Origin of the sequence: Fibrobacter sp. UWT3 (assembly GCF_900230125.1) — a bacterium.
GTDB lineage: Bacteria > Fibrobacterota > Fibrobacteria > Fibrobacterales > Fibrobacteraceae > Fibrobacter.
Map to the genome: position 1 here is coordinate 409,890 of NZ_OCSS01000002.1, position 22,725 is coordinate 432,614.

Sequence of the window (22,725 nt, forward strand, 5' to 3'; positions counted from 1 at the left end):
ATGCCCAAACTTTTCACTAAATCTGCTTTTAACCATGCCGTAGAATGCCCGATGCGCGCATATTATTACCGTAACAGCAAGGATTATGCCTACCATTATGAAGGGCCGGATGGCATTGCCGAAGTCGGTGATCAGTTCGGCGCTCTTGCCTGTATTTACGAGGGCGTCCCTAGCGAGAATATCATTCAAAGGGGAGGGGCAAATCCGATTGAGGCGCAGGCGAAGTCGATTGCGGATACGCTTGAGCTTTTGAAGAAAGAAAATGTAGATATCGGTGAAGCGGCCTTTGCGACAGATAAGTTCCTTGTCTATGTGGACATCCTTCACAAGCGAGGCGACAAACTTAAAATAATTGAAGTCAAGTCCAAGTGCATTGGTGCAGATGAATCGCCATTTGGCAAAAATGGAAATATTCCTTCTGATTATCTTAAGAAAATTTTGGATGTGACCTTCCAGAAATATGTAATTCAGCAATTTATCAAGACTCATAGTGAATTCTCGCATCTCAAAGTGAGTGCCAGTCTGATGCTTGCAAATTCCGATGCTGTGAGCGACGTTGATTCACTAAGCTCCCTTTTGCAAATAAAATTCCTTGAAGGCGGTCATCGCGAAATAGAATGCGCTCCTGATATTCGCGAAAAATTGAAGGGAAAAGCACGTATTAACCGTATTATTGATGTCGATGAAGTCAGCGACAAGATTATCGCGGATGAAATCCCGAACATTGCAAAAAAATATTTTGACGGCTGTTTTGTAAAATTCGTTGAAAAAGTTGCGGATATGTATGTCAACAACCGCAAGGATTATTGCAATTGCCGCTTTAGTGATAAATGCTTCAAGTGCCCGTTCTATGTCAAGTATGAAAAGAGAGATGACGGAACCATAGCAAAATGCAAAGAAGATGAACAAAAGCAGAATGGCCGTGCCGAATGTTTCCAGAACCTGTTTGGGGTTGATATAGCCGGGAAGGCTCTAATTAATGAAACTAAAGGCGGAATCGGAAATGGCGGCTTGCCCACAAGTCTTAAGAATGGCGCTTGGCTTGAAAAAAAGAAATTCCTTCTGTCCGATATTGACGAAAACGAATACGTTCCTGCCGCAAATGCGACGCCCGAGGCCTTCCAAAAACGCACTGAATTATCGGATGATGACCTCCGCTACTTGCATGTGCACAGCACAAAGACGGGGTGTAACGAACCGACATTCCTGAAAGAGGCCGCAAAGAAAATCAAGTGGAAGTATCCGCTCCATTTTATTGATTTCGAAACATACTTGGGTGCTGTTCCGCTATTCAAGGGAAATCATCCCAATGAAGAAATTGCCTACCAGTTCTCGCACCATATCGCTTATGAAGATGGTACTTATAAGCATGCTGGGGAATATATTTCGCTTGAGCCTGGTAAATTCCCGAATTTTGAATTCATTCGTGAATTGAAACGTCAATTGGAAAAAGACGATGGCGATATTTTCCGCTATGCTGATCACGAAAATAACATTCTCAATGCAATTCGATTGCAGCTGATGGATTCGAATGAATCGGACAAAGAGGAACTGATACGGTTTATTGAGGGCATTTCACACCCGCCAAAAAATAGTGAGCACCCTTACGTACCAACGCGTCGGGATATGATAGACCTTAAGGTGCTTACCCAGAAATATTTTTATCATCCGAGCATGGGTTCATCAAATTCTATTAAGCAAGTGATGCCTGCTATTCTGCATAGCGATCCGTTTTTCCGTGAAAAGTACGGCGACGACATGGATCCCTATCACAATTTGCCTTCTCTAGAGGAATTTGCTGCCGGAGTTAACAAGGACGAATTCCCTGCCGACTTTGACGATTCGGATGTCTGGAATGCCGATAAGCAAATCAATAAAGGTGGAATTAGCAAGCTGGACTATGTGCTGCTGCAGGCGGGTCGCTTTAACAAGCTGCACACGGAAGCCATTCGCAGGGCGTCTCTTGAATACTGCAAACTGGACACGCTATCCATGGTCCGCATTTGGGAATATTTTAGGATTTCGACGAAGTAAAGCTGTTTTATTTTTTCGCTTCTTTTCGAAGTTCTTGCAGCCTTTTCTTGATTTTGGCTGCCTTGGGATGATTATTCTCCATAATATTCAAGATACGCAACTTTTTTCCAATGAGATTCTTTTCGATAGACAACAGTTTTTTCGTTGATTCTTCCGATTTTGTTTTATAGCCAGTATAGAAGAATTCAACTACCAATTTATCAATAAAATCATTGGTTTTGTCCTTGTCATATTGATCTTTTGCGATAACGCTGGACAAACTTTTTCGCAAAGTGGAAAGGAATCCATTCTCGACTCTCTTTTTTGTATGCTTGTCATTGACATGCCAGTTGAGCCGTTGTCTGAGGGATGTTCTAGCAATACCGACATATATACAATATAAATCGTCCTCTTTTTCTATATCATCTTTGACATTAGAAAAAGTCTCGCCTAATCCTTTTAGCAAATCATTCAATTCGCTCTTCTTAGCCCACCATTTGTAATATCCGGGTCGAGTTTCAATTTCAAGCAATTTAGGGGACCTACCTTGCTCCGTGGGTCTTAATTCTTTTGCCTTGATTTTCATATCATTTTCCTCCATTACGATACTCTTTTATGGGCTTATCCAAGTAGATTCCCCCACTATAGCATTTATACACACTGCAATTCAAATGTTCGCACAGGTTTTCATAATATTTTTTGCCGCCAAAAATTACAAAGTGCTCTTTTCTTAAATCGAATTTCTTTTTCAACGAATCAAGAACTTTGTCAGCCCATTTTTTTCGTTCTGATGCAGTTTTATTGCCGAGATAGCAATCGTAGTAGCAAATCCCTTTTTTTCTGTCCAATAAATGATGCTTAGCAGAAAGAATTAGCCAATCCTTGCAATGAGATTGTGCATATTCTTTTGATTGTCGAAAAATATTCCCTGCGTACAAATCTTCTGCAGCAAACTTTTTGCCCTTATCTTCAACAGCTTTTTTATTTTTTCTCTTGCTGCAGGCAATAAGTCCTATACTTTTTTTCATATTTAGCACCTCATTGATAAATCCTTGCCTATTGACAAGTGATTGCATTAGTAAAATATATCTTTTCATCCTTCTGTCAATACCTCTCTACTTTTTTATTCAAATATTTTTCACTTCAGTCAGCATTTGTCGCATACGGTGTGTATATTATAACCGTAAAAATGCAACAAGGAGCGACGTTATGCATAGCGATGGAATATTCTTCTGGTCTGAGGATGTGCAGGCCACGTGTTCCGAATGCGGGAAGGAATCAACGTTCAACGTGGATTTCGAGGACGCTTCGGGGGATGAACGCCTGAACTTCTTCAAAATTCGCACTTCGATTGCGGCAGAGGAAACCTGCCCGCATTGCGGGAACATCATTCAGTTCGACATCAGGTACTGGCAGCGGGAATTCTACGGCAAAAAGCCTGACGGCAGGCAGTTCTGCCGCGGCATTACCTTGTGGAAGACGGACTATACCGCGGGGGGATCCACAGACGCTCCGTTCAGGGAGTTTGAGGCGACGGCGGTAGACCACCTGGAAGAACTGCGGTTGAACTTCGCGGATGCCTTTGAACTCATCGACAACTTGCGCAAGGTCACCCAGGACGACGGCTTCGTTTCTGTCAGGAATGCCCTGAAGGAGAAGGAGGCGGTTTACGCGAAGATGCGCAAGGCGACAAAGGCCGATAAGGCCGCTCGCGACCAGTTCGAAATCGAGGCCATTGATTCGGTAATCCCCGAACTCAAGCGGCTCATTGACGCACACGAAGACGTTTTGAAAAAGTGTAGGTGATTATGGAAGACTACTATGTTGCGACAAGCAAAGAAGACCTGATGGAACTTCGGGATTTGCTGAAGAGGCTTATTAGAGAAGAGAAAACGAAGCCGAAATCAAGAAGCCAGGACCTGTTTGGAAGTTTTGATGATAACGAGTTCGAACTTTATGATGTTCAGAGAGACTTGAGAAAATATATTGATACCGTTGTAGCGAAGGACCGTCAACACCTTGAGCAGTTGATTGCGGAGACTATCGAGAAAGAAGGCCCCGAATGCGATCTGAATTTCATAGATGTGTCTAACATAACGGACATGAGTGGACTGTTTATGGATTCCGAATTTAGCGGGGATATCTGCCTATGGGATGTCTCGCATGTAACGAATATGAACAGTATGTTCCGCAATTCCAAGTTCATTAGCGGTATATACAAGTGGGATGTCTCTAATGTGGAAGACATGGGCGAAATGTTTGCGGAATCGCCATTTGATGGCTACATTGGCGCTTGGAAACCAACTAAAGTAAAGAACATGCGGCGGATGTTCTATAAGTCCTCATTTAACGGAGGTGTTTATGGCTGGCATGTTAATAATGTGGAGAATATGGAAGAGATGTTCGCCGAGTCGCGCTTTTTTGGTGACGTCAGCCATTGGGAAGTTTCTGACGAGTGCAACATAAATGGCATTTTTAGCGGCACGCGGCTAGAAGCGGTGTGGAATACGGATTCCGAGCAAAACGAGTTTATCCGGAACCTAGCTGAAAAGGTGAAAAAATGGCTGGACAAGGTCTATCGGGAACGGGCCGAGCGGTTCATACAAGAATGCCCGCTTTTATAAGCGGGCATCTTTGTTGTGTGAGGTGTGCTATGCAACTCGCGTGACGCCGGGGCCGGTTATCGTGCTGTGGCCCTTCTGGCTGGTACTGCGTTCCAGCATGATTTTCTGGCTGATGCTGTTCACCACCGATTCCACGTGGGTGATGATTCCGAGCATCTTTCCTTCGCGCTGCTGGCAGCGGAGGCAGTTCATGACGTCTTCTAGGGTCGCGTCGTCCAGGGTGCCGAAACCCTCGTCCATGAAGAGCGATTCCACGCGCACGTTGCGGCTTGCGAAGTCGGCAATCCCGAGGGCGAGCGAGAGGCTCACCAGGAACTTTTCGCCTCCGGAGAGGTTCGAGATACGGCGGTCGTTGCCGAATTCAGAATCGGCCACCTTGAAACCGAGGTTCCCTTCGGCGACAAGCCTGAAGCGGTCCTTGACAATCGCCAGGTGCTTGTTGGCAAGCTTCAGGAGCGACTTGAAGGTAAGCCCCTGCACGAAGGTGGCGAAGTCGCTGCCGTCCATTACACCGAACCATTCGCCCATCGCCTCCCAGCGAGAAAGTTCCGCCTTCTTCGCGTCGAGATCCTTCTGCAGAATCTGCAACTGGGCGACGTTTTCTGTATAGGCTTTCACGCGGGCGCGTGCCGCACCCGATGAGCCTTGCAGTTCGCCGAGTTCCTTTTCGACGGCGGCCTTCCCATCGGTAAGGGCCTGCAGGGGCGTCTCGTCGGAGCGTTCCGCCTTCAGTTTTTCGAGGGCCTCGGTTGCCGCCTGCTTCTTGCCGGTTGCGGTAGCGATGGCGCCGTCGATACGCTTCTTTTCGTTCTGCAACTTCGTGAATTCGGCTTCTTGCAGCAATGCGGCCTGGAAGGCGGCTTCGTCGGCGAAACCCTTCGCGGCGATTGCGTTCACGAATTTTTCGCTTGCGGTCTTGATATCGCCCGCGGTCTTTTCGAGGGAACCCTTGAGCGCCGTGATTTGCGTATTGAGTTCATTGTGCCTGTTTTCGATATTGCGGAACGCCTTGTCGGCAGCGTCGTACTTGTTGGCGGCTGCGGTCTTGCTGGCAGTCGCTTCCTTCGCGACGGCTTCCACGTCCTTGTCGCCGAACTTCTCGCTGCGGGAACTGCGGAGTTCATCCAGCTTGCGGGAGACATCATTGAGGTTTGCGGTTTCCTTTTCGAGATGGTCCTGTTCATGCTGGACCTTCTTGCCGTACAGTTCCACGTTGTTGCGGGCGATGGCAAGATCATTCGAAAGTTTATCAAACTTGGTCTTGTTTGCGGTGAACTGCTGCAGGCGCAATTTCAGGTCGGCAAGGGTGCTGTCCGCGTTTGCAAGGTCAAATTCAGCCCAGGGCTTCCAGAGTTCCGCCACCTTTTCGCTCGCCTCGTTTTTCTGGCTGTTCAGCGATTCGATGTTTTCGCTTGCCGCATTCCCGGCGGTCAACGCGCGGCTCTTGGCATTTTCGTACTGCCCGAGTTTCGCATCTGCGTCCTGCAACTTCGTGTTCAGTTCGCGAATCTTTTCGGCGGTGCTTGTCACGCTGGATTCATCGGCGACCGTTCCGTTCGAGTGTCCGCAGGCGGGATGTTCCGTAGAGCCGCAGACCGGGCACGCCTTGCCCTCTTCCAGGTGGTTCTGGATGACGTTGGCGAGCGCGAGCACGTCGTTCCGGAAAAGTTCGTTCTGCTGCTCGAGAAGTTCCTGCTTGAGCGCGTTTGCGTCATTGAGATCTTCTTCTGCCTTTTTCAAGTCATCTGCGAACGCCTTTTTCGCCTTCTCTTCGTCGGCGATTTTCTTGTCGAACCCGCGGATGCTTGCGACAAGCGTTTCGCTCTGCGGGATAATTCCTGCAAGTTCCGCGTCCTTCGCGTTCGCTTCCTGGGTCTGTGCGAGGGATTCGACCTGCGGTTCGAGCGACTTGATGGTATCCTGTGCCTTTTTCAGTTCCGCTTCTGCCTCGGAGAGAGACTGTGCGGCGGTGGCCTTGCGGTTTTCGGCTTCGGCCTTCACGCTTGTCGCGTTTTTCAAGTCCTGGTCGAGCTTGCGGATTTCGTTCCAGAGCGCTTCGTTTTCGGCGATAAACTGCTCGGTGGCCGTCTTCTCCTTTTCGGCGATGGCCTTGTTATCGCCCGCGGATTTTAGGTCGCTTGCCACCTGCGGGAGCTGCTTCTGGAAATTTTCGAGTTTCGCCTTGTCGTCTGCCTCGTGCTTGCGGAATCCCTGCAGTTCCGTATGCAGCGTCGCGCATTCGCGGGCCTTCTCGGCATCTGCGAGCCGCTTCTCGTTGCCGGCGAATTCGCTCTTGTCCTTGTTCGCTTTTGCAAGTTCGGTTTCTGCGCTTTCCAGGCTGCGGGTGCTTTCGTTCATCGAGTTGCGCCAGGCGATACGGGCTTCGAGATTCTTCTTCTTGTCCGTGAGGGCCTTTTCCTTGTTCGCGACTTCTGCAAGCAGGGCTTTGTCCTTCTCGATGTCCTCGGCCTTGGGCATGGTGTTGTTCAACGCATCGAATGCCGCCTGCGAAGTCTCCTTTGCCGCTTTCGCCTCGCGCCTGTGGTCACCCACCTTCTTTCCGATGCGGCGGTACTTTTCGGTGCCGTTCAGTTTTTCGAGGATGTCGGCGCGTTCCTTCTCTTCGCTGGTGAGGAACTTGCTGAATTCGCCCTGCGCGAGCATGATGGAACGGCAGAACTGCGAGTAGTCCAGCTGGATGATTTCGGCATTCGCCCTGGCCAGTTCGCTGTTCCTGCCGGTATTGCCCGCAAAGATCGGGTCTTGCGGATTCTCGATGCGCCAGATTTTGCCCTGCGCGTTTTGCAGGTTGCCATCGGCCTTGTCGCGGGCGCGGCGCTGGTTCCATTCCGATACATAGGTGCCCTTGCGGCAGCGGTACGTGACGCGGGCGAAACAGGTGCCCTTGTCCGATGTCATGACGGCGTTACCGTCGTTGCCGTTGTAGATTACTCCCTGGCGCGGGGTGGCGCCGTAGAGGGCGAGCGTGATGGCGTCAAGAATGCTCGTCTTGCCCATGCCCGTCTTTCCGCTGATGACGAAAAGGCTATGGTCCAGTTCGCTGTAGGAGGGGTCGGTAAAGTCGATGCACCACTTGCCGGCGAGACTGTTGATATTTTCGAATTCGACTTTCAGAATCTTCATGTATTAGGCCTCCTCGCTGCCGGTTTCGTTGTTGACTTCTTCGACTACCTGCCTGAAAAGCGGGAGGTAATCATCGAGGGTCTTCTGGATGCATTCGTCCATTTCGGGCGCACCCATCCTGCTCATTACGAGACGCTTGAAAACTTCCTCGTCGGTAAGGACGTCTACCGATTCGAGCGTATCGTCCGAGAAGGCGTCCGCCGCAAGGGTGTCGGCGCGTTTCACCTTCTTGCTCACGACCTCGAACGGGGCGCCTTCCAGCACGGATTCGAGCGCCTCGTTGATGCTCACGCCCGGAGCGTAGTCGTACACGACTTCCACCTTCAGGGGCTTTTCTGCGGGCGCATTTTTCAGCTGGTTCAGCTGCATGACGATATCCGCGACAGAGCCCGATACGCGCAGGAACTTGAAGTATTGCGGGGTCTCGATTTTCTGCACGTTGGGCGCTTCGCCCTTCTGCAGGTCGATTGCCAGGATATGGTGCGGGATGCTTGCCTCGTCAAACCCGAGCACGAACGGCGAGCCCGAGTACCGCACCTTCGGGTTGCGCGCCACCATGGTGGTGTAGTGGATATGCCCGAGGGCCACGTAGTCGAGGCCTTCCGGGAAAACGGAGACGGGGATAGTCCCGAGGTTACCGACGATATCGCGCATGCCGTGTTCCTTCGCGTCCCTGCCCTCGTCGTTTTCGGGGCGGCCTTCCAGCCTGGAGGCGTACAGGTGGCCCGTTGCCACGATGGGGATGTCGCGGCCGGCGCGCAATTTTTCGGCGGCCTCGTAAACGGCGCTGTAGAGCCCGCTGTATGTACTCTGGGCGAAATCCACCGCGTCTTCGGGCTTGAAACGGCGCAGTTCCGTTTCGCGTACATACGGGACTGCGGCGCTGATGCCCACGACGTTCCCGCTGGCATCCGTCAGTTCCTTCACGAGTTCTTCTACGGGGCGTTCCCCGAGGGAACCCACCATCTGGATATTGAGGGCTTCGAGCAGGTCGCGCGGGGCGTCGAGCAGTGCGCCCGAGTCGTGGTTCCCGCCGATGAGGACGATGTTCTTGCAGTTTGTTTCGAGCAGGGAGGCGAGGAACCGGAAATATTGCCTGCGCGCCTCGATGGGCGGGTTGGTGGTATCGAAGATGTCGCCTGCGATTACGAGGCACTGCGCCCCGAGTTCCACGATGCGTTCCCTGAGCCAGGCGAGGAACTGCTCGGTTTCTTTTTGGCGGTCGATGTCGTGCATCGAGTTGCCCAAATGCCAGTCGGCGGTGTGTATGAACTTCATGTTCTTCCTTTCCGGCACGGAGCCGGAGTTCTTTATCGCTTCAAATATAGTATCGCCAGAATGGCATAAAATGTCAAATAGGACTTGAAAAAAAATTTCCCCCGAAAAAGTCCACATTTGACAATCCCCAGTTGTTAGGGTATATTTATAATCAGGCCATGTAAAATAACATGGCGCAAGAAAGGGATTGGTTTATGAAAAAAAGGAATTTTGGAGTATCCGGTGCGGCTCTGGCGATGGCGGCGTTTGTCGCGGGCCTCGCGGGTATCGTTTCTCCCGCACATGCACAAACTAAGGTCGTTGTCGACCCTGGCAAAAAATACCAGGTTTTCGAGGGCTGGGGCACGAGTCTCTGCTGGTGGGCCGTAAAGGCGGGCGCCTGGAGCGAGGCTAACCGCAGCAAGCTTTTGGGTGCGATTGCCGACCCCGATACGGGCTTGGGCTATACGATTTTCCGCTACAATATCGGTGGCGGCGACCAGCCGGGCCATAATCACCTCACGAAGGGCGACGGCGGCGCGAACGTTCCTGGCTACAAGCCTACCGAAAAGGGAAGCTACGACTGGACGGCGGACCCTTACCAGCGCACGATTGCGATTGAACTTTCCAAGCGCGTGAAAAGCCCGATATTCGAGGCGTTCAGCAATTCGCCCCCGTGGTGGATGACCAAGAGCGGCTGCGTCTCGGGCTCTAGCGACGGCAGCGACAACCTCAAGGAAGACTATTTCGACGACTTCGCGGACTACCTCTCCGAAGTGGCGCTGCACTTCAAGAAGGAATGGGGAATCACGTTCCGCACGGTGGAACCGTTCAACGAGCCGAGTGCCGGCTGGTGGAAGGCGAACGGCGGTCAGGAAGGTTGCGGCTTCAAGAACAACCAGACGAAGATGATTGTGGAACTCGGCAAGGCGCTTCAGAAGAAGGGCCTGTTCCCCGAGACTTCGGTGAGTGCTGCCGACGAGACGAACATCGGCGATGCCCTGAACCAGTTCAACAAGTACAGCGGCGAAGCGCTTTCTTACATGTTCCAGGTGAACACGCACAGCTATTCCGGCGGCGATAACCGCGCCAAACTTTTCAATGCGGCGTTCGCGAAAGACAAGAAGGTGTGGCAGTCCGAGACGGGCCCGCTTCACAAGAGCGGCGACGAGAACATTGCGCTCTGGATGGCGGGCGTGATTCTTGCAGACCTGCGCGACATGAAGGCGAGCGCCTGGGTGGATTGGCAGATTGGCGACCCGGCCGAGAACTGGCGTAGCCTCGCGCTGAACCACAGCAAGCAGACTTTCAGCCCGAATGCACGTTACTACATGCACGCCGCATTCAGCCGTTACATTCGTCCGGGTTCGCGCATTATCGATAGCGACAACGGCAACACGCTCGCGGCGCTCTCGCCCGAGGGAGCGCTGGTGCTTATCGTGCGCAATAGCGGTTCTAGCGACGTGAAGTACAGCTTCGACCTGGGCGAGTTCGTGAAGATTGGCACGAGCGCGAAGGTGGTGCGATTTGAATTGCCGGGCAGCCTCACCAAGCAATCCGATATCGTGGTTTCGGGCAAGGCGCTTTCGATGACCGCGAAGTCCAACACGATTACCACGATGGTGATCGAAGGCGCCGAAGGTGGCGCATGCAAGCCGGGAATTTGTCCCTTTTTTAGTTGAAAATCCAGGTCTCCAACTGGTGTAAATCTAGGCTATTAGCGCTTCATTGTCAAGTAATTTCATGCTCTTTTCCCGAAGTTTTTCGACAAGTTCGGGGATTTCCGCATAGCCGTCCAACCGTCTCCAGTTCTTTTCGCGGTGGAGGACCTCAGCGGCCATCCAGCGTTTGAACATTCCAATGTCCCTGTAGCGCTTCACGTTCTTCTCGATGGCGTCGAGACCGTTGAAGGTGGACTCGATTATGTTGGTCGTTATGAGCGACTTGCGCAGGAGCGCGGGGATGCCCAGCCGGTGGACCGTAAGCAGCCTCTCGCCGCCCTCGGAAAGCGATTTGGCGGCACTCGTGTTTATGCCTTCGAGCCACTCGTGGACCTTGAGAAGTTCCCTTCTCGCGTCCTCGTAGCCCACCATCCCGATGGCGTTGTTGTAGCGCCTGTCGAACTCGGCCCGGTACATCTCGGGCAGATGGGACTCGACGTTGCGCCTCTTGTGGATCACGCAGCGCTGGTGCTTGAGGTCCTTGCCGAAGCGGTCCTTGAGGGCGCGGTTGAGGCCCGTCCCGCCGTCGGTCACGAAGATGATGTCGGGGTGCAGGGCGAGGCCCCTGCTCTCCATGTCGGAAAGGAACGAACGGCACATTTCGGTGTTTTCCGAACTGCCCTGCCAGAGGCCAAGCACGCGCTTGTAGCCTTCCGCGTCAACGCCTATGGCGGCCATCACGACCTCGCCGCAGCGATGCATTGCGTCCATGAAGACGGCAACCGCCTCGAAGTCCTCCAGCCTGCGCTCGTTCAGTTCCTTCAGTTTCCTTGTGCATGCGGCAACGACCTTGCGCGACACCGACGACTTGCTTACGCCGAACGCCTCCCCGGCAGTCGAGAACACATCCTCGTAACGCCTCCCGGACAGGCCTGAGAGGCATGCGTGCAGCAGGTGCTCGGAGAACGCGTCGGGGTCTTTCAGACGGGCGTAGATACGCGATTTGACCTCGCCGTTTTCGTCCCTGAGCCTGGGTACGCGCACCTTCGCCTTGCCACCCGCGATGTACACGGAACCACCCTGGCTGGACCACTTCTTGAAGCCCTTCCTGGGGTGGTATGCTGCACCGCCGAGCTGTTCCCTTTCGGCCAGGAGTATCGCCTCCACGAGCCTTGCGCCCATCTCCCTCGACAGCGCGTCAAGGCAGCTTTTCCCCTGTTCGGCAAGGTCGGCCAGAACCACCCCGACACTGGTCGAAATGTCGATTTCTTCGCGGCGGACGATTGACAGTTTGGGGGTTCTTTTTGTACTTTTCATCATGGTGGTTATCCTCTTGCTTGGTGTTTTTTTGCTGAACCAAATTTACAAGTTGGAGACCACCTTTTTCTTTTTGGTTGCAGAAATTTCAACTAACTTTGGGGCATCTTCCCTGGAATTATTTTTGTAAGTGATATTGTCATTTATGTATATTCTATCCTTCAATTTGAAAGATTTAGTGAGTGGGAGAAATTTTTTCTCTTTTATGGATTGATATTTGTTCTTCTATATGACTGGTTCCTATGGGGAAATAAAAAATTTTCTTGGTTGCAAATAATCAAATTCACGCTAGCATCTCTAAGCTCAAATTACCTTGCTGTTGAAATACAATCGTTCTTTTTGCTGAGTTTGGACCTATTTCACTCAAGTATTTTTCGAAAAGGGAAAAAAGGAGATAAAATTGCTACGAGCATTGTGATGTTTTTGTTCAGCTTCTTTGTTTTATTTCGTTTTTATTCGAGAGGACTGACCAACAGCCTGATTTTGATAAGTGAAAACATTCTTTTTCTGTTTCCGTTACTTGTCATGCGCGCCTGCAATGAAAAGTCGTTCTTTAAAGGAATTCCAACTAGTAAATGGCAATTATTCTGCCAAAACAAATATGAAATTCCAATATCGTTGATATCTTGGTGGATTCCATTTTGCTTAGCGTATCTACTTTTATTTAATTTACCTTTTCTTTGTAAAGCTTTACTTTGGATAACCACACTTTTCTGTTTTGCTTATGATTTTTCAAAAATAAAAAAAGAAAATGAAACCACAGTTCTTAACTACATTTTAGAAAAAGTATATAAATTCGGGATGATAATCCTGTTACTACATACAAAGGAGTATTATGGATAATTTCATTTTTCTTATTACTTTTTTTTCTCCGCTTTTCATCTTTAATTTCACATCATTGTTTATTTTAGCTCAAGAAAATTTTCACAAATTTAATTCGATTAAATTATTGAGAATGGTTCTCTCGCCATTGGTGATACTATTCTGCATTATTGTTCCTGCAGGAATCATTTTGTTGACAATTACAAATGTAATACCTGAAACGGGTAAAAATTTTTATTCAGCTTGCGGTATCGTCTATGGAATAGCAACATCTATTTATCTACTGCAACGCTTAAAAAAAATGTTGGACCCTATATACGCCGCAAAAAGAATCATTTCAGAAATTAAAGAGAATGATTTCTTTTCTTACAAAAAAAGCTTGATTCCAAAGGGGCAAAGTAATTTTGATGATCTATTAAGATTGTGTTGCGGCGTTGTTGAGAGAAATGATGAGTTTGAATCAGCAATTGTTTTTGAATTCATATTTGATTGGTTTTACCAGCATATTGACCAGATAAAGCCCTGTTCTAAAGTTTATTGGGATCAAAAAAGTGATAAATTCAATGGATTTTTCTTAAGTATTTGCGAAAAAATAAATCAAAAAGATAATTCGGTCATAAAAATCAATTATGTTAATGCGATATACAAGAGTTTTTTAACGAATATAGATTATCATGATTTTGACAAAAATCTCTTTCAATTAAATTCTTTAAAGATATTAGCAGGTGTATTGATTGAAAGAGGACTCAGTCAAGATAACGCCGTCGCAACCAACATATTTCACGCTATAATAGACCCTTCTAAAAATATTCTCAATAAGATTCAAGTTTCTCCCTATGAAGGATTTTATGTTGAAAAATCCGATGATTATAAAGGATTTAAGGAAACCATTTTAGATAGCGTCTTATACCTTTACGATACAGCTATAAAATATGAAAATATTGATTTCATAAGTCACACCTTTATTGCTTGGCGCTTATTTAATTATCGTGATGATTCTAATAAATTTATTACTTGGAATAGCAATTACCTTCAATGCTATTTTGATATTTCGTCAATTTACCAAAAGGTTTTCAAACTCAAAAATTATGACAAAAAGAGTGTTCAATTTGTGTTGCAAGAATATCGACACTTGCTTTATTCTATGAAGTATCAAGATGCTAGCAGAACCGTAATAAAGCATTTATTCAATGCTTGTATGAAAGATTTAGCGAGAATATTCATCGATTTAATTGAGAACACAAATGTCTTAAAATCTGATGATTTTATTCTTTATTATGATGTGTTTTTGGAAAAAGATATTTTTGACGATTATCAAGCGGAAACATACCTAAATCATTTCTCTATTCTATTAGAAAAAATCTTTGCTAAACCCAAAGAAAGCGGTTGTGAATATGACCGAACTACCTACGAATTGTGGGGGCGAATAGAACAGATTTTAGAGATATTGAATAATTCGAATAAACCTTATACTACTTTTTGGAAAGAATTTTATGATAATCTTCGGGAAAAATATCCGAACTCCTATAAAGATTATCAAAGTCACGCCAAAGCCTTTAACGAAGGTATAAAACAATTCAAAAAAGCAATGTCTGAGGAAATATTTAAACCTTAAAGCGGAGTTATTTTGGAAATAGTCGTACAATAAATTCTTTATACAAACTTCACGCCAACCTAAAATTCGTTTTTGATTCCTTCCCTTTTTTTAATATAATTTAGAGTAAATTTGTAAATAATCATAAGGAACTTCTTAAATGATAAGAAAAGCAATTCTCGTATATCCCAAAGACAATGGATTCCTAAGCCCGCTAAAAGGCCCTAAAAACGACATCAATAATTGGAAGGAATATCTAAATTCCCCATTAGGAGGATTCTGGAGTGATTCGGAAATAGAAATATTAAACATATCAAATTCTGCAGAATTGCATCATTATTTAGCTGAAGAAATTAAAGAAGAATGTGAATATATATTTTTCGCCTTTTCAGGTCATGGTGGATTTGATACAACTATAGATGATACAATGTCTCCTAAGGGAGATTTTATCTATTGTAGTTCATATTCAGCGATGTATTTAAGTGAAATAAAGAAATTGTTAGAAGATGTTACGAAAAAAGCATTGATATTTGTTGATTGTTGTCGATCGGAAGTAACAAATGCTCCCCAATATAATGATTACTCAACTATACAAGGGTATGCACAATTCACGCCTTATCAACAGCAACAGAAAAAACTAGCACTTTCAGAATCGGTTCAACGAAAGCAAATTCCTTTAAAAGAGTTAAAAATTTTTTTAGAAGGATCTTTGCATAAGGGGCTTTTACTTGAATCGAAGAAAATTAATCCTGCAGATGCCAAGAAAAAATGGTGGAACAATATGCCTCATGCGAATGGGATGAGCATTATCCATTCTTGTTCGCGAGGTGAATTTGCTTATGAATGTGAAATAGAGGGTAAGGTAGTTGGTCTTTTTTCTTATCTATACATCAACACATCAAGTGGGCTTGTGATTAGAGATTTGTTAACTTTTGACGATGCTTTCGAAGTGTCCAAGAACAAACCTAATGATTTTTTGCAATCAAGTAGTCGCCCAGAAAGACAAAATCCTCAAAGTTACAATAATGGCCTAAATATTCCATTTGCTGTTTATCCTCAAAAAATGGAAACTTTTTTAGAATATATAGATGAAGTATATTTCAAAAAATTGGAAAGAAAAATTTATGCATATGACAACACAAAGGCATTATTTGAAAACTTTGAAATGATTCCGGGAACAAATCAGTCATATGTTATTCATAAAATGGATACACTATCTAATACGATAAAACATGCTCATGTTTATGCAAAACCCAAAGGTAAGGGCGGCCAACTTTATTCTATTCGCATAGATGGTAAAGGACATGATGGTTCATCAGGATATAAAATGCCTAGGAAGCATCAAGAACATTTTAGAAAATTAGGTTTTACAATACCAGAAAAGGGAATTTTAGAATGTAGATTGCATGAACTGGATATTGAGAATTATTCGCTAGAAATAATGGTAAATGACTCTTGTCTTGAGGCTCTTTTTGGATAGCCTGCGCAGCCAAAACATTTGTCTTTAGTGTGGGGCCAAAAATCATGGAAAAAACTGTTTGCCAAATAAGAAATGCTTCAGCAATCCATTACTTTTTTTACGATAAGGTCTCTTTCCGTGCAATTTTTTGGCATCTATGCTTAAGCGAACTCAGTTTATTTCAGTAGTTCCGCGAGGATTCTTGCCTGAACATTAGAATTCATTTCGATGTTCATTGTGCCATCGCGCATAAAATGGTATTTATCTTGGAGTTGACCAAGCCATAGCCAGTCATTTTGTCATGTTGCGTGGAATTTCCAGGCGACGTCTCTTGCGAAGCCAAGATCATCGGTTTCACAATGTTGCAATACCGTAAAATATGTTTTGCCTCTTTAATAAATTTAAGTATAGTTTTCTGTTAATGGACCGAGCCCTATTCTACAATTTCGTGGTATCACAATCGGCCCACTACCCAGCTATATAGTTCATAAAATTATGTGTATTTAAGGGGGGGATGAAAAAGCCCTGCTACAGCAGGGCTTTGGAAAAACTAGTCTTTATCTTTTCGGCTTCGAATGACCTTCCATTCGTCAATAGTTCCGCCGAATATTCGCCGAGGTTCTAATCCGGCTAATTTGAGGTCTTCCCATATTTCATCCACTTTTGTCGTCCCTGCTTCTGAATCAGGAATGAGGCCAATGTAAGTTGATTCTGGTAGCCGAATTCCTTTATTGGGAGATAATTTAGAGAAACCATGAATTGCGAGAATATCCTCTCTTTCGTCTGTTGTTGAGGACTCAGAATCGGAATCTATTGAAATGACCATCCATACATTATTTGTCATAAATACTCCTTTTTTATTTGGAACCTTGTAAAAAAATGTCTTTTTCTTGATGAAAAATCAACAGGATTTTTTTGCGTGAGGCAAATCACATTAAAGGCGCGTTATGTTGTTTTAAATACGGAATGAATACACTCTGAATACGTTTCGAATACTCGTCGGCATCAAATGCGAGGAAGAGCATGAATTGCGTTGGCGGAAAACGAAGTGCTGAATAAATAGATCTTTTTTGTCTGGCTATCTTTTCTACTTGATTTTACAAGGCTCTTTGCTTATATTACAAATGTGGCTCGCGAATCTACATGATGGTTGGCGAAGGTGCGAAAAAATGTATTCCCAATAGAGTTCTATAACGAAAAATTTTTATTGGTTGCTTTTGGAAAAATGCAAAAAATGGAAAAGGTAGATAAATGAAGAAAACAGAAAAAAAGATTCGTTGGAAAAAAGAATGGTTCGTTATATTGAAGACGAAGAGATTAATCTTCAGAATAAGGACTATCTAAATACGAAAGTATATGCGGATTCGCTGAAAAAGACGATAGATTCACTGTCTGGTGATAAATCATACACAGTGGGATTGTTTGGTGGATGGGGAACGGGAAAATCCTCTGTAAGCTTCCCCATAATTGTCAGCTACCCATTTTTAGGACTGGTTTAAAGTATACAAAATCATCCATCATTTTTTAGTGAATTTGGCAAATCCATCCAAACGCCATCTCAAAATTTATCTTTCTCTCCAAAGGATTACATCCATCCAAGATTTTTTCTAGGAAATCTTTTTTTGCTAGGGATAATACCCGTTTATCAATTTATTATCAGAACCGAGAATTTATTCTTGTATGGAAAAAAATATGATAATTTATTTTCTTTTATGAAAAAATTTTCGAAAACAAACTATATTTATATGACATTAGAAAAGGGAATTATTATGTCTCAAAGCGAAATAGATTATTTTGAAAAAGGTCTATATGAACCAATAAAGGGTTTGAGTCGTCCTGAAGATGCGGAAAAAATTTTATCGGATAAAAGAAGTTATCGATCTTTTTGTCCACACTGTGGAGATATGTCTGTATGGGTTCCTAAAGGGAGGAGGGATTTTGAATCTCCTTTTGTACAAATGGATCCTTCTTCTAGAATGAAAAATTATTTTGGTGGATATATAAATTTTGGAAAAGCGTTTGAATGTTCTTTATGTCATCATGAACTAGTATTTTATTTTAAATATGAAGATAATAAAATACTTAAAGTTGGCTCATATCCTTCATATAAAGACATTGTTCGCGGTAAATTGATGAAAGAAATTGCAATTCCAAGTAGCAAAATTCCTAGAGAACTGTCAACAGCTTTAGGCCTAAGGGCGCAGGGTGTGTTGATTGGTGCGTATGCATATTTACGTCGTATTTATGAAACTTTAATTGAAAAAGCTGCTCAGGAAGCAATAAAAAATAATGAATTTACATATGAGGATTATAAAAAAGAACATTTAGTCGAACGAATAAAAAAGCTTAAAAAGCATCTTCCGGAATGCATGCAAAACAATCCCATTGCATATGGTATATTAAGTAAAGGCATTCATGAATTATCTGAAGAGGATTGCGAATCAGCCTTTGATCTTCTATATGAATTGATAAAGAATATACTTGAAGAAACAGAGCGTAAGCGTGTAAAAGAAATACGAGAAAAAGCACTTAGCGCCGGATTGCAAAAATGTGCACAGAGGTTTAATTCTTCAATCAATCAAACAACATAGCTATAAGGATGTATTAAGGGAGATAGTATGTTAATAGGAAAATTTGACACCGAATTGATAAAAAATAGCTCTATACGTGATTACTTTGAAGAAGTTCTTGCAAACTACATGAGTGGACATAATCGTTCTGCAATAGTTCTTCTTTATTCTACCGTTATTACTGATGTTATGCAAAAATTAAAGGAATTATCCGAAGATTTTGGCGATGCTAAAGCTACTGCAATTTTAACGAAAGTTCACACCAAACAGGCAACCAACCCATCCGACCCCTCATGGGAAAACGATGTAATCGAAGATATATTAAAACAAGGTGTTGTAACCACAGCTGTTGCTGGTAAAATAGATTATTTGCAAAAACAACGTCACTTATGTGCTCATCCTGTTTTAAACGTTGATTATGAACTCGAAAAACCTTCTAATGAAACCGTTATAGATTTCATTTCGTATATGTATGAAAATCTTTTGACAAGACCGGCGCCATTTTTAGGAAATGTGGTGGATAAAATGACGGATGCCTTGGCAAAATATAATACAAGTTTTAGTAGCAATTCAAGAGCTGTTGAACAAGAAATTATCGATTCTTATCTAAAAAGATGTGAAAAAAAAGATTTTGAAAGAATTTACAAGGCTTATTGGAAATTTGTTTTTCAAGATAGTTCTAATCAAACATTAATCGATTATAAGGAACTAAACTACTTTACAATAAGAGTTTTAACAAAAAATTCTCATCATTTTTGTATTGATGTTTTCAGAAATGGGCATATTTTCAGCACAACATCAACTTCTGACGAAACGATGTTTAGATTAACATCTTTTTTTGAAGAATTCTACGATTTATATCAGTATATACCGGGCACATGGAAAGGTATTGTTGACGCTTTTCTTGACAGGAGCCCAAATAGTCGTTTGTTGTGCTGGTATAAAACATCTCCAGTGGAGCATATAGAGTATTTAATGTCAAATCCTTTTATCTCATATTCAAGTTTGATTACAAAGGAGTCGTATGATAAATTCTATTTATTTTATAATCAAATGGGTTTATCTTCAAAGACATATGAATTCTTTATAAAACATTTAAGTAAAGCGGCATCCTTTGAGTCTGCATATGCAATCTTTTGTAAGGCGGTAATGCCTCATTTGTCTTCTTTTGGACAACTCCAGTATACTCTTTTGTTAGATGTAATGAACGACAATGATCAAGTTTATCATAAATCAAATTATAATAGAGACAATATGATAAATAGCGTTTGTTCAGAGTATGAGAGGAAATTTGGACAAAAGCTTATACTAACTTCGTATGCAAATTTACAATAAGTTATTTCGAGGGAAAAAAGTTTTGTCTAATTAAACAATCTTATTACCCGCTCCACTCCCAAATATTCCAGCAAGAAGAACGGGAATGCACTTAGAGTTGCGACAACGCCTTCATTCTTTATCAAAACTTGTTGGTGCTGTAAAATGGTTGGCTGCTGCATTTGTTCGAGCGATAAGGTCCTAGTTGGCAATTTCATTAGCCACTTGGCTTTTTCGTAATTTGCCTTGCTAATAATTAGCCAGTTTTCGCGACAGTTGGCTCTACAGATGGTCTTTGTGTCGCGATTCAAATCATCTGCGAAATGTTTGAACCCGTCATTGACACATTTGTCGATACTAAATAATTTACGGTCATCAGACATCAGCCCATTCTCAACGTCGCAAATGTTGATGGCTTCGGCCATCGGATAACTCAAGAACAACTTGCCATTTTCAGTTTCGTTGTCAAAGAATTGAATAAGTTCGTTCAACTGTTCGCATGACTTTTCAATCGGTTGTTTATGGATATCCAGGTCAAAGAACAGGTATACCTGCGAGATGTCTTCACGATTCGTATTTTGCAAGGTGTCATCATCGGTATAAAGTTCTTTCAGAACCTCGATTACATCTGAGAAGCCGTCATCTTCTTTGAGTTTGTGGTATAATCCGTAAATGTGCGACGAGTAGACGTATTCTACCAAGTCCTTTGACAGGTCGGCTAATTCCTCGGGAAACGCTCTTTGCAAACGGGCAAGAGTGTTTTCTTCGGGCTTTTCGCCTTCCAATACAACGAGGACTTTGGCGGAACTCAATCGAAAGCTCCCGCGCGGAACATCTTTGGAATGTTCAAGGCTTGGCGCAGTTCCTTTTCAGTCCTGGACGAAAGCGGTCCCATTACATAAGAATCCGAATTCTTGTATTCCGGCAACATCTTGAACGCACAGTCTGGGCGAATCAAATCGTTTGTCAGCAAAGTAGAATCATGCGTAGTCAACAGAACCTGGCTTTGGACGTCCCGCAACATTTCCACGACTTTCGCAGCAGTTTTCTCGTGATAGAAAGCGTTGAATTCATCAAGGTAAACAAAGCTGGGCGTGGTCGATGCATTCCCTTGCATTTGCATGTACCAGAAAAAGAAGAATACGAGTGCTTGAGTTCCTGTAGAAGCATTCTCCCAGAAATCTATAATGTGGTTACCGCCAAAATCGAAGAACAACTTTTCCTGCCCATATATTTTTAGGCTTTTCAACTTGCAGTCAACATCAACAGAATTAAGAAAATCTTCAAGTTCCTTGAGTTTTCCTTTCCGTATAATTTCAACATCAACTTGCGTGCTGCCGACTGAAAAACCCTGGTAATAGTTTTGCCGAAGGTGCGAGAACATGAGCATTCGATCAACAAAGTCAAAGAATTCCTTGACGACCTTGTTTGTCGGATTGTCCGCAAGAACTGCATTCGCCCGGATAAAGCGCATGGCAGAAATCTTTATGTCAAGTTTGTTTCCATTAAGGGTTTCAGCCCCTTGTAAATCCGTATGAAAATCATTCCAACTGCGAGATACAACCTGGACATCATCTATAAAGAATTTTTCTTCCAAAATATCTTCATAAGAAGGCTTGCTATATTCGTATCGAACACGGGATGAACCAAAAACGAGCTCATATACAAATTCGGCATTATTCTCTAAATGCATTGCATTTGTATAGGACATGTACAACATTGGATTTCGCTGCTTGTCCGTCAAATTTTGCACTATATCAAAAATCGCCTTACCAAGATTAGATTTTCCAATGCTGTTCGGGCCATAAATCAAACCTGTCTTGACGATTCCGTCTTTGACGCAGGCCTCGGAATAAGCGTATTGCTTGGTTTGAGACAGGTCAATCGTGAACTTTTTCTCGAAGTTCTTAAAATTTTTTACGGAGAATTTCGCTAGCATTCGTAAAACCTACCTTAAATCGCTATAAATATACCTAAATATTTAAATAAAAACAATACTTGCCGTAAAATTTTTACGTTGCAATGACTAATCTGCCGATTTTCCCCCAAAAAAGGCATTTTTCTACTCAAGCCCCTTGTTTCTCGGCCCTCTTATTGAGAAATTTGGTAATCTTGAACAAGTAGTTCAATAAAATAAGCTCAAACAAGGCGTCTTCGTTATTCACATATTCATTATGAGCTCTTTCGTTGCGGAAGCCTTCGAAGCATGCTTTGAATAAGTCGTAGCGAGCCTTGCAAATTCCATTTGATGGATTATCATGCCAAATATTATTGTTTGCCTTTTCTGGGCTAAGGAACATTTCAAAAATTCTTGTCCCAAAGCTGTTCGTTTTGAACTTTTCTTGTAGATGTTGTTCCAGGCGTTTGTAGCCGTTTGACAGAGTCTCATCAGGATTTAACTTAAACTTTTCTAATAGGTCTGAAATTGCGGGATCAATAATTGAATACGGAATAATTTCTTTAAATAAGTTGAAAATCCCTTTTACATCGTCGTATTTAAACGGCAAGGCGTCTAAATAATCATAACATGCGGTTGGTTCTTTTGATCTATATTGATCTAGCCCTTGAATATCTGCTTGGGTGACTTGACCGTAATTGACTTTTTTGAGCCAATCTTCGTTTACGTTGAACTCTCGTATTTGGATATTGAAGAACTGCGCTAAACGAAATACTTTAGCAAGACCCTTTGGCCCCTCTCCAGGATATCCTGACGTAAAACCACTGCGAATAAAAGCGAGTCTATCGCTTTCGCCAAAAGTTAGCATAAGCGCGTGATAGTGATTACATGACAAAATGGACATTAAAGTGATAGAATCATTGCTGTTTAAATATCGTATAAAAGCGTCGATGCATGATTGCGTTGTTTGTGGCGAACCGGCATATTCAAAGTATGGTGCATTTTGCCCTATGGGATCGTTGTTAAAGAACATGTGTGTCCCTTTTCAAAAAA

The 22,725-nt window shown here is 44.0% G+C and carries 18 protein-coding genes; 9 read left to right on the top strand and 9 right to left on the bottom strand.

The features are described 5' to 3' along the window. The gene (locus tag CRO08_RS09490) at nucleotides 1–2,034 is read left to right on the top strand and encodes a DUF2779 domain-containing protein (RefSeq protein ID WP_072811679.1); all 2,034 of its coding nucleotides are present in this window, start codon (nucleotides 1–3) and stop codon (nucleotides 2,032–2,034) included. A gap of 7 nt (nucleotides 2,035–2,041) precedes the next feature. On the opposite strand, the gene CRO08_RS09495 is transcribed toward CRO08_RS09490, so the two are convergent. After that, nucleotides 2,042–2,599, bottom strand: a complete 558-nt coding sequence (locus CRO08_RS09495; protein ID WP_072811865.1) for a GIY-YIG nuclease family protein — start codon at nucleotides 2,597–2,599, stop codon at nucleotides 2,042–2,044. A 1-nt stretch (nucleotide 2,600) separates the two neighbouring features. After that, complete coding sequence (locus CRO08_RS09500; protein ID WP_217990582.1) at nucleotides 2,601–3,089, bottom strand: DUF6884 domain-containing protein; 489 nt, start codon at nucleotides 3,087–3,089, stop codon at nucleotides 2,601–2,603. Nucleotides 3,090–3,222: 133 nt separating this feature from the next. Between CRO08_RS09500 and CRO08_RS09505 the strand changes: the two genes are divergently transcribed. After that, nucleotides 3,223–3,819 (top strand): hypothetical protein, encoded by a 597-nt coding sequence (locus CRO08_RS09505; RefSeq protein WP_072811681.1) that lies wholly within the window; start codon nucleotides 3,223–3,225, stop codon nucleotides 3,817–3,819. A gap of 2 nt (nucleotides 3,820–3,821) precedes the next feature. Further along, complete coding sequence (locus tag CRO08_RS09510) at nucleotides 3,822–4,637, top strand: BspA family leucine-rich repeat surface protein (RefSeq protein ID WP_072811683.1); 816 nt, start codon at nucleotides 3,822–3,824, stop codon at nucleotides 4,635–4,637. Between the two features lie 27 nt (nucleotides 4,638–4,664). On the opposite strand, the gene CRO08_RS09515 is transcribed toward CRO08_RS09510, so the two are convergent. Both CRO08_RS09515 and sbcD read right to left on the bottom strand, forming a co-directional pair. Next, nucleotides 4,665–7,781, bottom strand: coding sequence for an AAA family ATPase (locus CRO08_RS09515; protein WP_097036000.1), 3,117 nt, complete (start codon nucleotides 7,779–7,781; stop codon nucleotides 4,665–4,667). Between the two features lie 3 nt (nucleotides 7,782–7,784). Continuing rightward, on the bottom strand, nucleotides 7,785–9,059 hold the full coding sequence (gene sbcD, locus CRO08_RS09520) for an exonuclease subunit SbcD (RefSeq protein ID WP_072811868.1): 1,275 nt from the start codon (nucleotides 9,057–9,059) through the stop codon (nucleotides 7,785–7,787). A gap of 194 nt (nucleotides 9,060–9,253) precedes the next feature. Between sbcD and CRO08_RS09525 the strand changes: the two genes are divergently transcribed. Beyond that, nucleotides 9,254–10,720 (top strand): glycoside hydrolase, encoded by a 1,467-nt coding sequence (locus CRO08_RS09525; protein WP_255252309.1) that lies wholly within the window; start codon nucleotides 9,254–9,256, stop codon nucleotides 10,718–10,720. 27 nt (nucleotides 10,721–10,747) lie between these two features. Here the strand turns inward: CRO08_RS09525 and CRO08_RS09530 are convergent, their stop codons facing one another. Further along, on the bottom strand, nucleotides 10,748–12,019 hold the full coding sequence (locus tag CRO08_RS09530) for an IS256 family transposase (protein ID WP_097034567.1): 1,272 nt from the start codon (nucleotides 12,017–12,019) through the stop codon (nucleotides 10,748–10,750). 832 nt (nucleotides 12,020–12,851) lie between these two features. Here CRO08_RS09530 and CRO08_RS09540 point away from each other — a divergent pair. Continuing rightward, nucleotides 12,852–14,453, top strand: a complete 1,602-nt coding sequence (locus CRO08_RS09540) for a hypothetical protein (RefSeq protein ID WP_097036002.1) — start codon at nucleotides 12,852–12,854, stop codon at nucleotides 14,451–14,453. Between the two features lie 139 nt (nucleotides 14,454–14,592). Further along, complete coding sequence (locus CRO08_RS09545; RefSeq protein WP_097036003.1) at nucleotides 14,593–15,912, top strand: caspase family protein; 1,320 nt, start codon at nucleotides 14,593–14,595, stop codon at nucleotides 15,910–15,912. 529 nt (nucleotides 15,913–16,441) lie between these two features. Here CRO08_RS09545 and CRO08_RS09550 read toward each other — a convergent pair. After that, nucleotides 16,442–16,735 carry a hypothetical protein gene (locus CRO08_RS09550; RefSeq protein WP_097036004.1) on the bottom strand — a complete coding sequence of 98 codons (294 nt, stop codon included), beginning with the start codon at nucleotides 16,733–16,735 and terminating at the stop codon, nucleotides 16,442–16,444. A gap of 445 nt (nucleotides 16,736–17,180) precedes the next feature. Here CRO08_RS09550 and CRO08_RS17620 point away from each other — a divergent pair, with 445 nt between their 5' ends. From CRO08_RS17620 to CRO08_RS09565, 3 genes are all read left to right on the top strand, one after another. Next, nucleotides 17,181–17,390 (top strand): P-loop NTPase fold protein, encoded by a 210-nt coding sequence (locus CRO08_RS17620; protein WP_097036005.1) that lies wholly within the window; start codon nucleotides 17,181–17,183, stop codon nucleotides 17,388–17,390. A 213-nt stretch (nucleotides 17,391–17,603) separates the two neighbouring features. Then, nucleotides 17,604–18,482, top strand: a complete 879-nt coding sequence (locus tag CRO08_RS09560) for a hypothetical protein (protein ID WP_176495115.1) — start codon at nucleotides 17,604–17,606, stop codon at nucleotides 18,480–18,482. A 27-nt stretch (nucleotides 18,483–18,509) separates the two neighbouring features. Beyond that, nucleotides 18,510–19,796: a hypothetical protein gene (locus CRO08_RS09565; protein WP_097036007.1), complete on the top strand. Its 1,287-nt coding sequence runs from the start codon at nucleotides 18,510–18,512 to the stop codon at nucleotides 19,794–19,796. Between the two features lie 26 nt (nucleotides 19,797–19,822). On the opposite strand, the gene CRO08_RS09570 is transcribed toward CRO08_RS09565, so the two are convergent. The 3 genes from CRO08_RS09570 to CRO08_RS09580 form a co-directional block, all read right to left on the bottom strand. Beyond that, nucleotides 19,823–20,587 (bottom strand): hypothetical protein, encoded by a 765-nt coding sequence (locus tag CRO08_RS09570; protein WP_097036008.1) that lies wholly within the window; start codon nucleotides 20,585–20,587, stop codon nucleotides 19,823–19,825. Further along, on the bottom strand, nucleotides 20,584–21,714 hold the full coding sequence (locus CRO08_RS09575; protein ID WP_097036009.1) for an ATP/GTP-binding protein: 1,131 nt from the start codon (nucleotides 21,712–21,714) through the stop codon (nucleotides 20,584–20,586). The genes CRO08_RS09570 and CRO08_RS09575 overlap by 4 nt, the downstream gene beginning before the upstream one ends. 127 nt (nucleotides 21,715–21,841) lie before the next feature. After that, entirely contained in the window at nucleotides 21,842–22,705 is an 864-nt protein-coding gene (locus CRO08_RS09580) for a TIGR02391 family protein (protein ID WP_097036010.1), read from the bottom strand. Nucleotides 22,706–22,725 lie beyond the last annotated feature (20 nt).

Coding starts and splice junctions, on each gene's coding strand:
- CRO08_RS09490 (WP_072811679.1), top strand. CDS start 1: ATGCCCAAACTTTTCACTAAATCTGCTTTTAACCATGCCGTAGAATGC.
- CRO08_RS09495 (WP_072811865.1), bottom strand. CDS start 2,599: ATGAAAATCAAGGCAAAAGAATTAAGACCCACGGAGCAAGGTAGGTCC.
- CRO08_RS09500 (WP_217990582.1), bottom strand. CDS start 3,089: ATGCAATCACTTGTCAATAGGCAAGGATTTATCAATGAGGTGCTAAAT.
- CRO08_RS09505 (WP_072811681.1), top strand. CDS start 3,223: ATGCATAGCGATGGAATATTCTTCTGGTCTGAGGATGTGCAGGCCACG.
- CRO08_RS09510 (WP_072811683.1), top strand. CDS start 3,822: ATGGAAGACTACTATGTTGCGACAAGCAAAGAAGACCTGATGGAACTT.
- CRO08_RS09515 (WP_097036000.1), bottom strand. CDS start 7,781: ATGAAGATTCTGAAAGTCGAATTCGAAAATATCAACAGTCTCGCCGGC.
- sbcD (WP_072811868.1), bottom strand. CDS start 9,059: ATGAAGTTCATACACACCGCCGACTGGCATTTGGGCAACTCGATGCAC.
- CRO08_RS09525 (WP_255252309.1), top strand. CDS start 9,254: ATGAAAAAAAGGAATTTTGGAGTATCCGGTGCGGCTCTGGCGATGGCG.
- CRO08_RS09530 (WP_097034567.1), bottom strand. CDS start 12,019: ATGATGAAAAGTACAAAAAGAACCCCCAAACTGTCAATCGTCCGCCGC.
- CRO08_RS09540 (WP_097036002.1), top strand. CDS start 12,852: ATGGATAATTTCATTTTTCTTATTACTTTTTTTTCTCCGCTTTTCATC.
- CRO08_RS09545 (WP_097036003.1), top strand. CDS start 14,593: ATGATAAGAAAAGCAATTCTCGTATATCCCAAAGACAATGGATTCCTA.
- CRO08_RS09550 (WP_097036004.1), bottom strand. CDS start 16,735: ATGACAAATAATGTATGGATGGTCATTTCAATAGATTCCGATTCTGAG.
- CRO08_RS17620 (WP_097036005.1), top strand. CDS start 17,181: ATGGTTCGTTATATTGAAGACGAAGAGATTAATCTTCAGAATAAGGAC.
- CRO08_RS09560 (WP_176495115.1), top strand. CDS start 17,604: ATGAAAAAATTTTCGAAAACAAACTATATTTATATGACATTAGAAAAG.
- CRO08_RS09565 (WP_097036007.1), top strand. CDS start 18,510: ATGTTAATAGGAAAATTTGACACCGAATTGATAAAAAATAGCTCTATA.
- CRO08_RS09575 (WP_097036009.1), bottom strand. CDS start 21,714: ATGCTAGCGAAATTCTCCGTAAAAAATTTTAAGAACTTCGAGAAAAAG.
- CRO08_RS09580 (WP_097036010.1), bottom strand. CDS start 22,705: ATGTTCTTTAACAACGATCCCATAGGGCAAAATGCACCATACTTTGAA.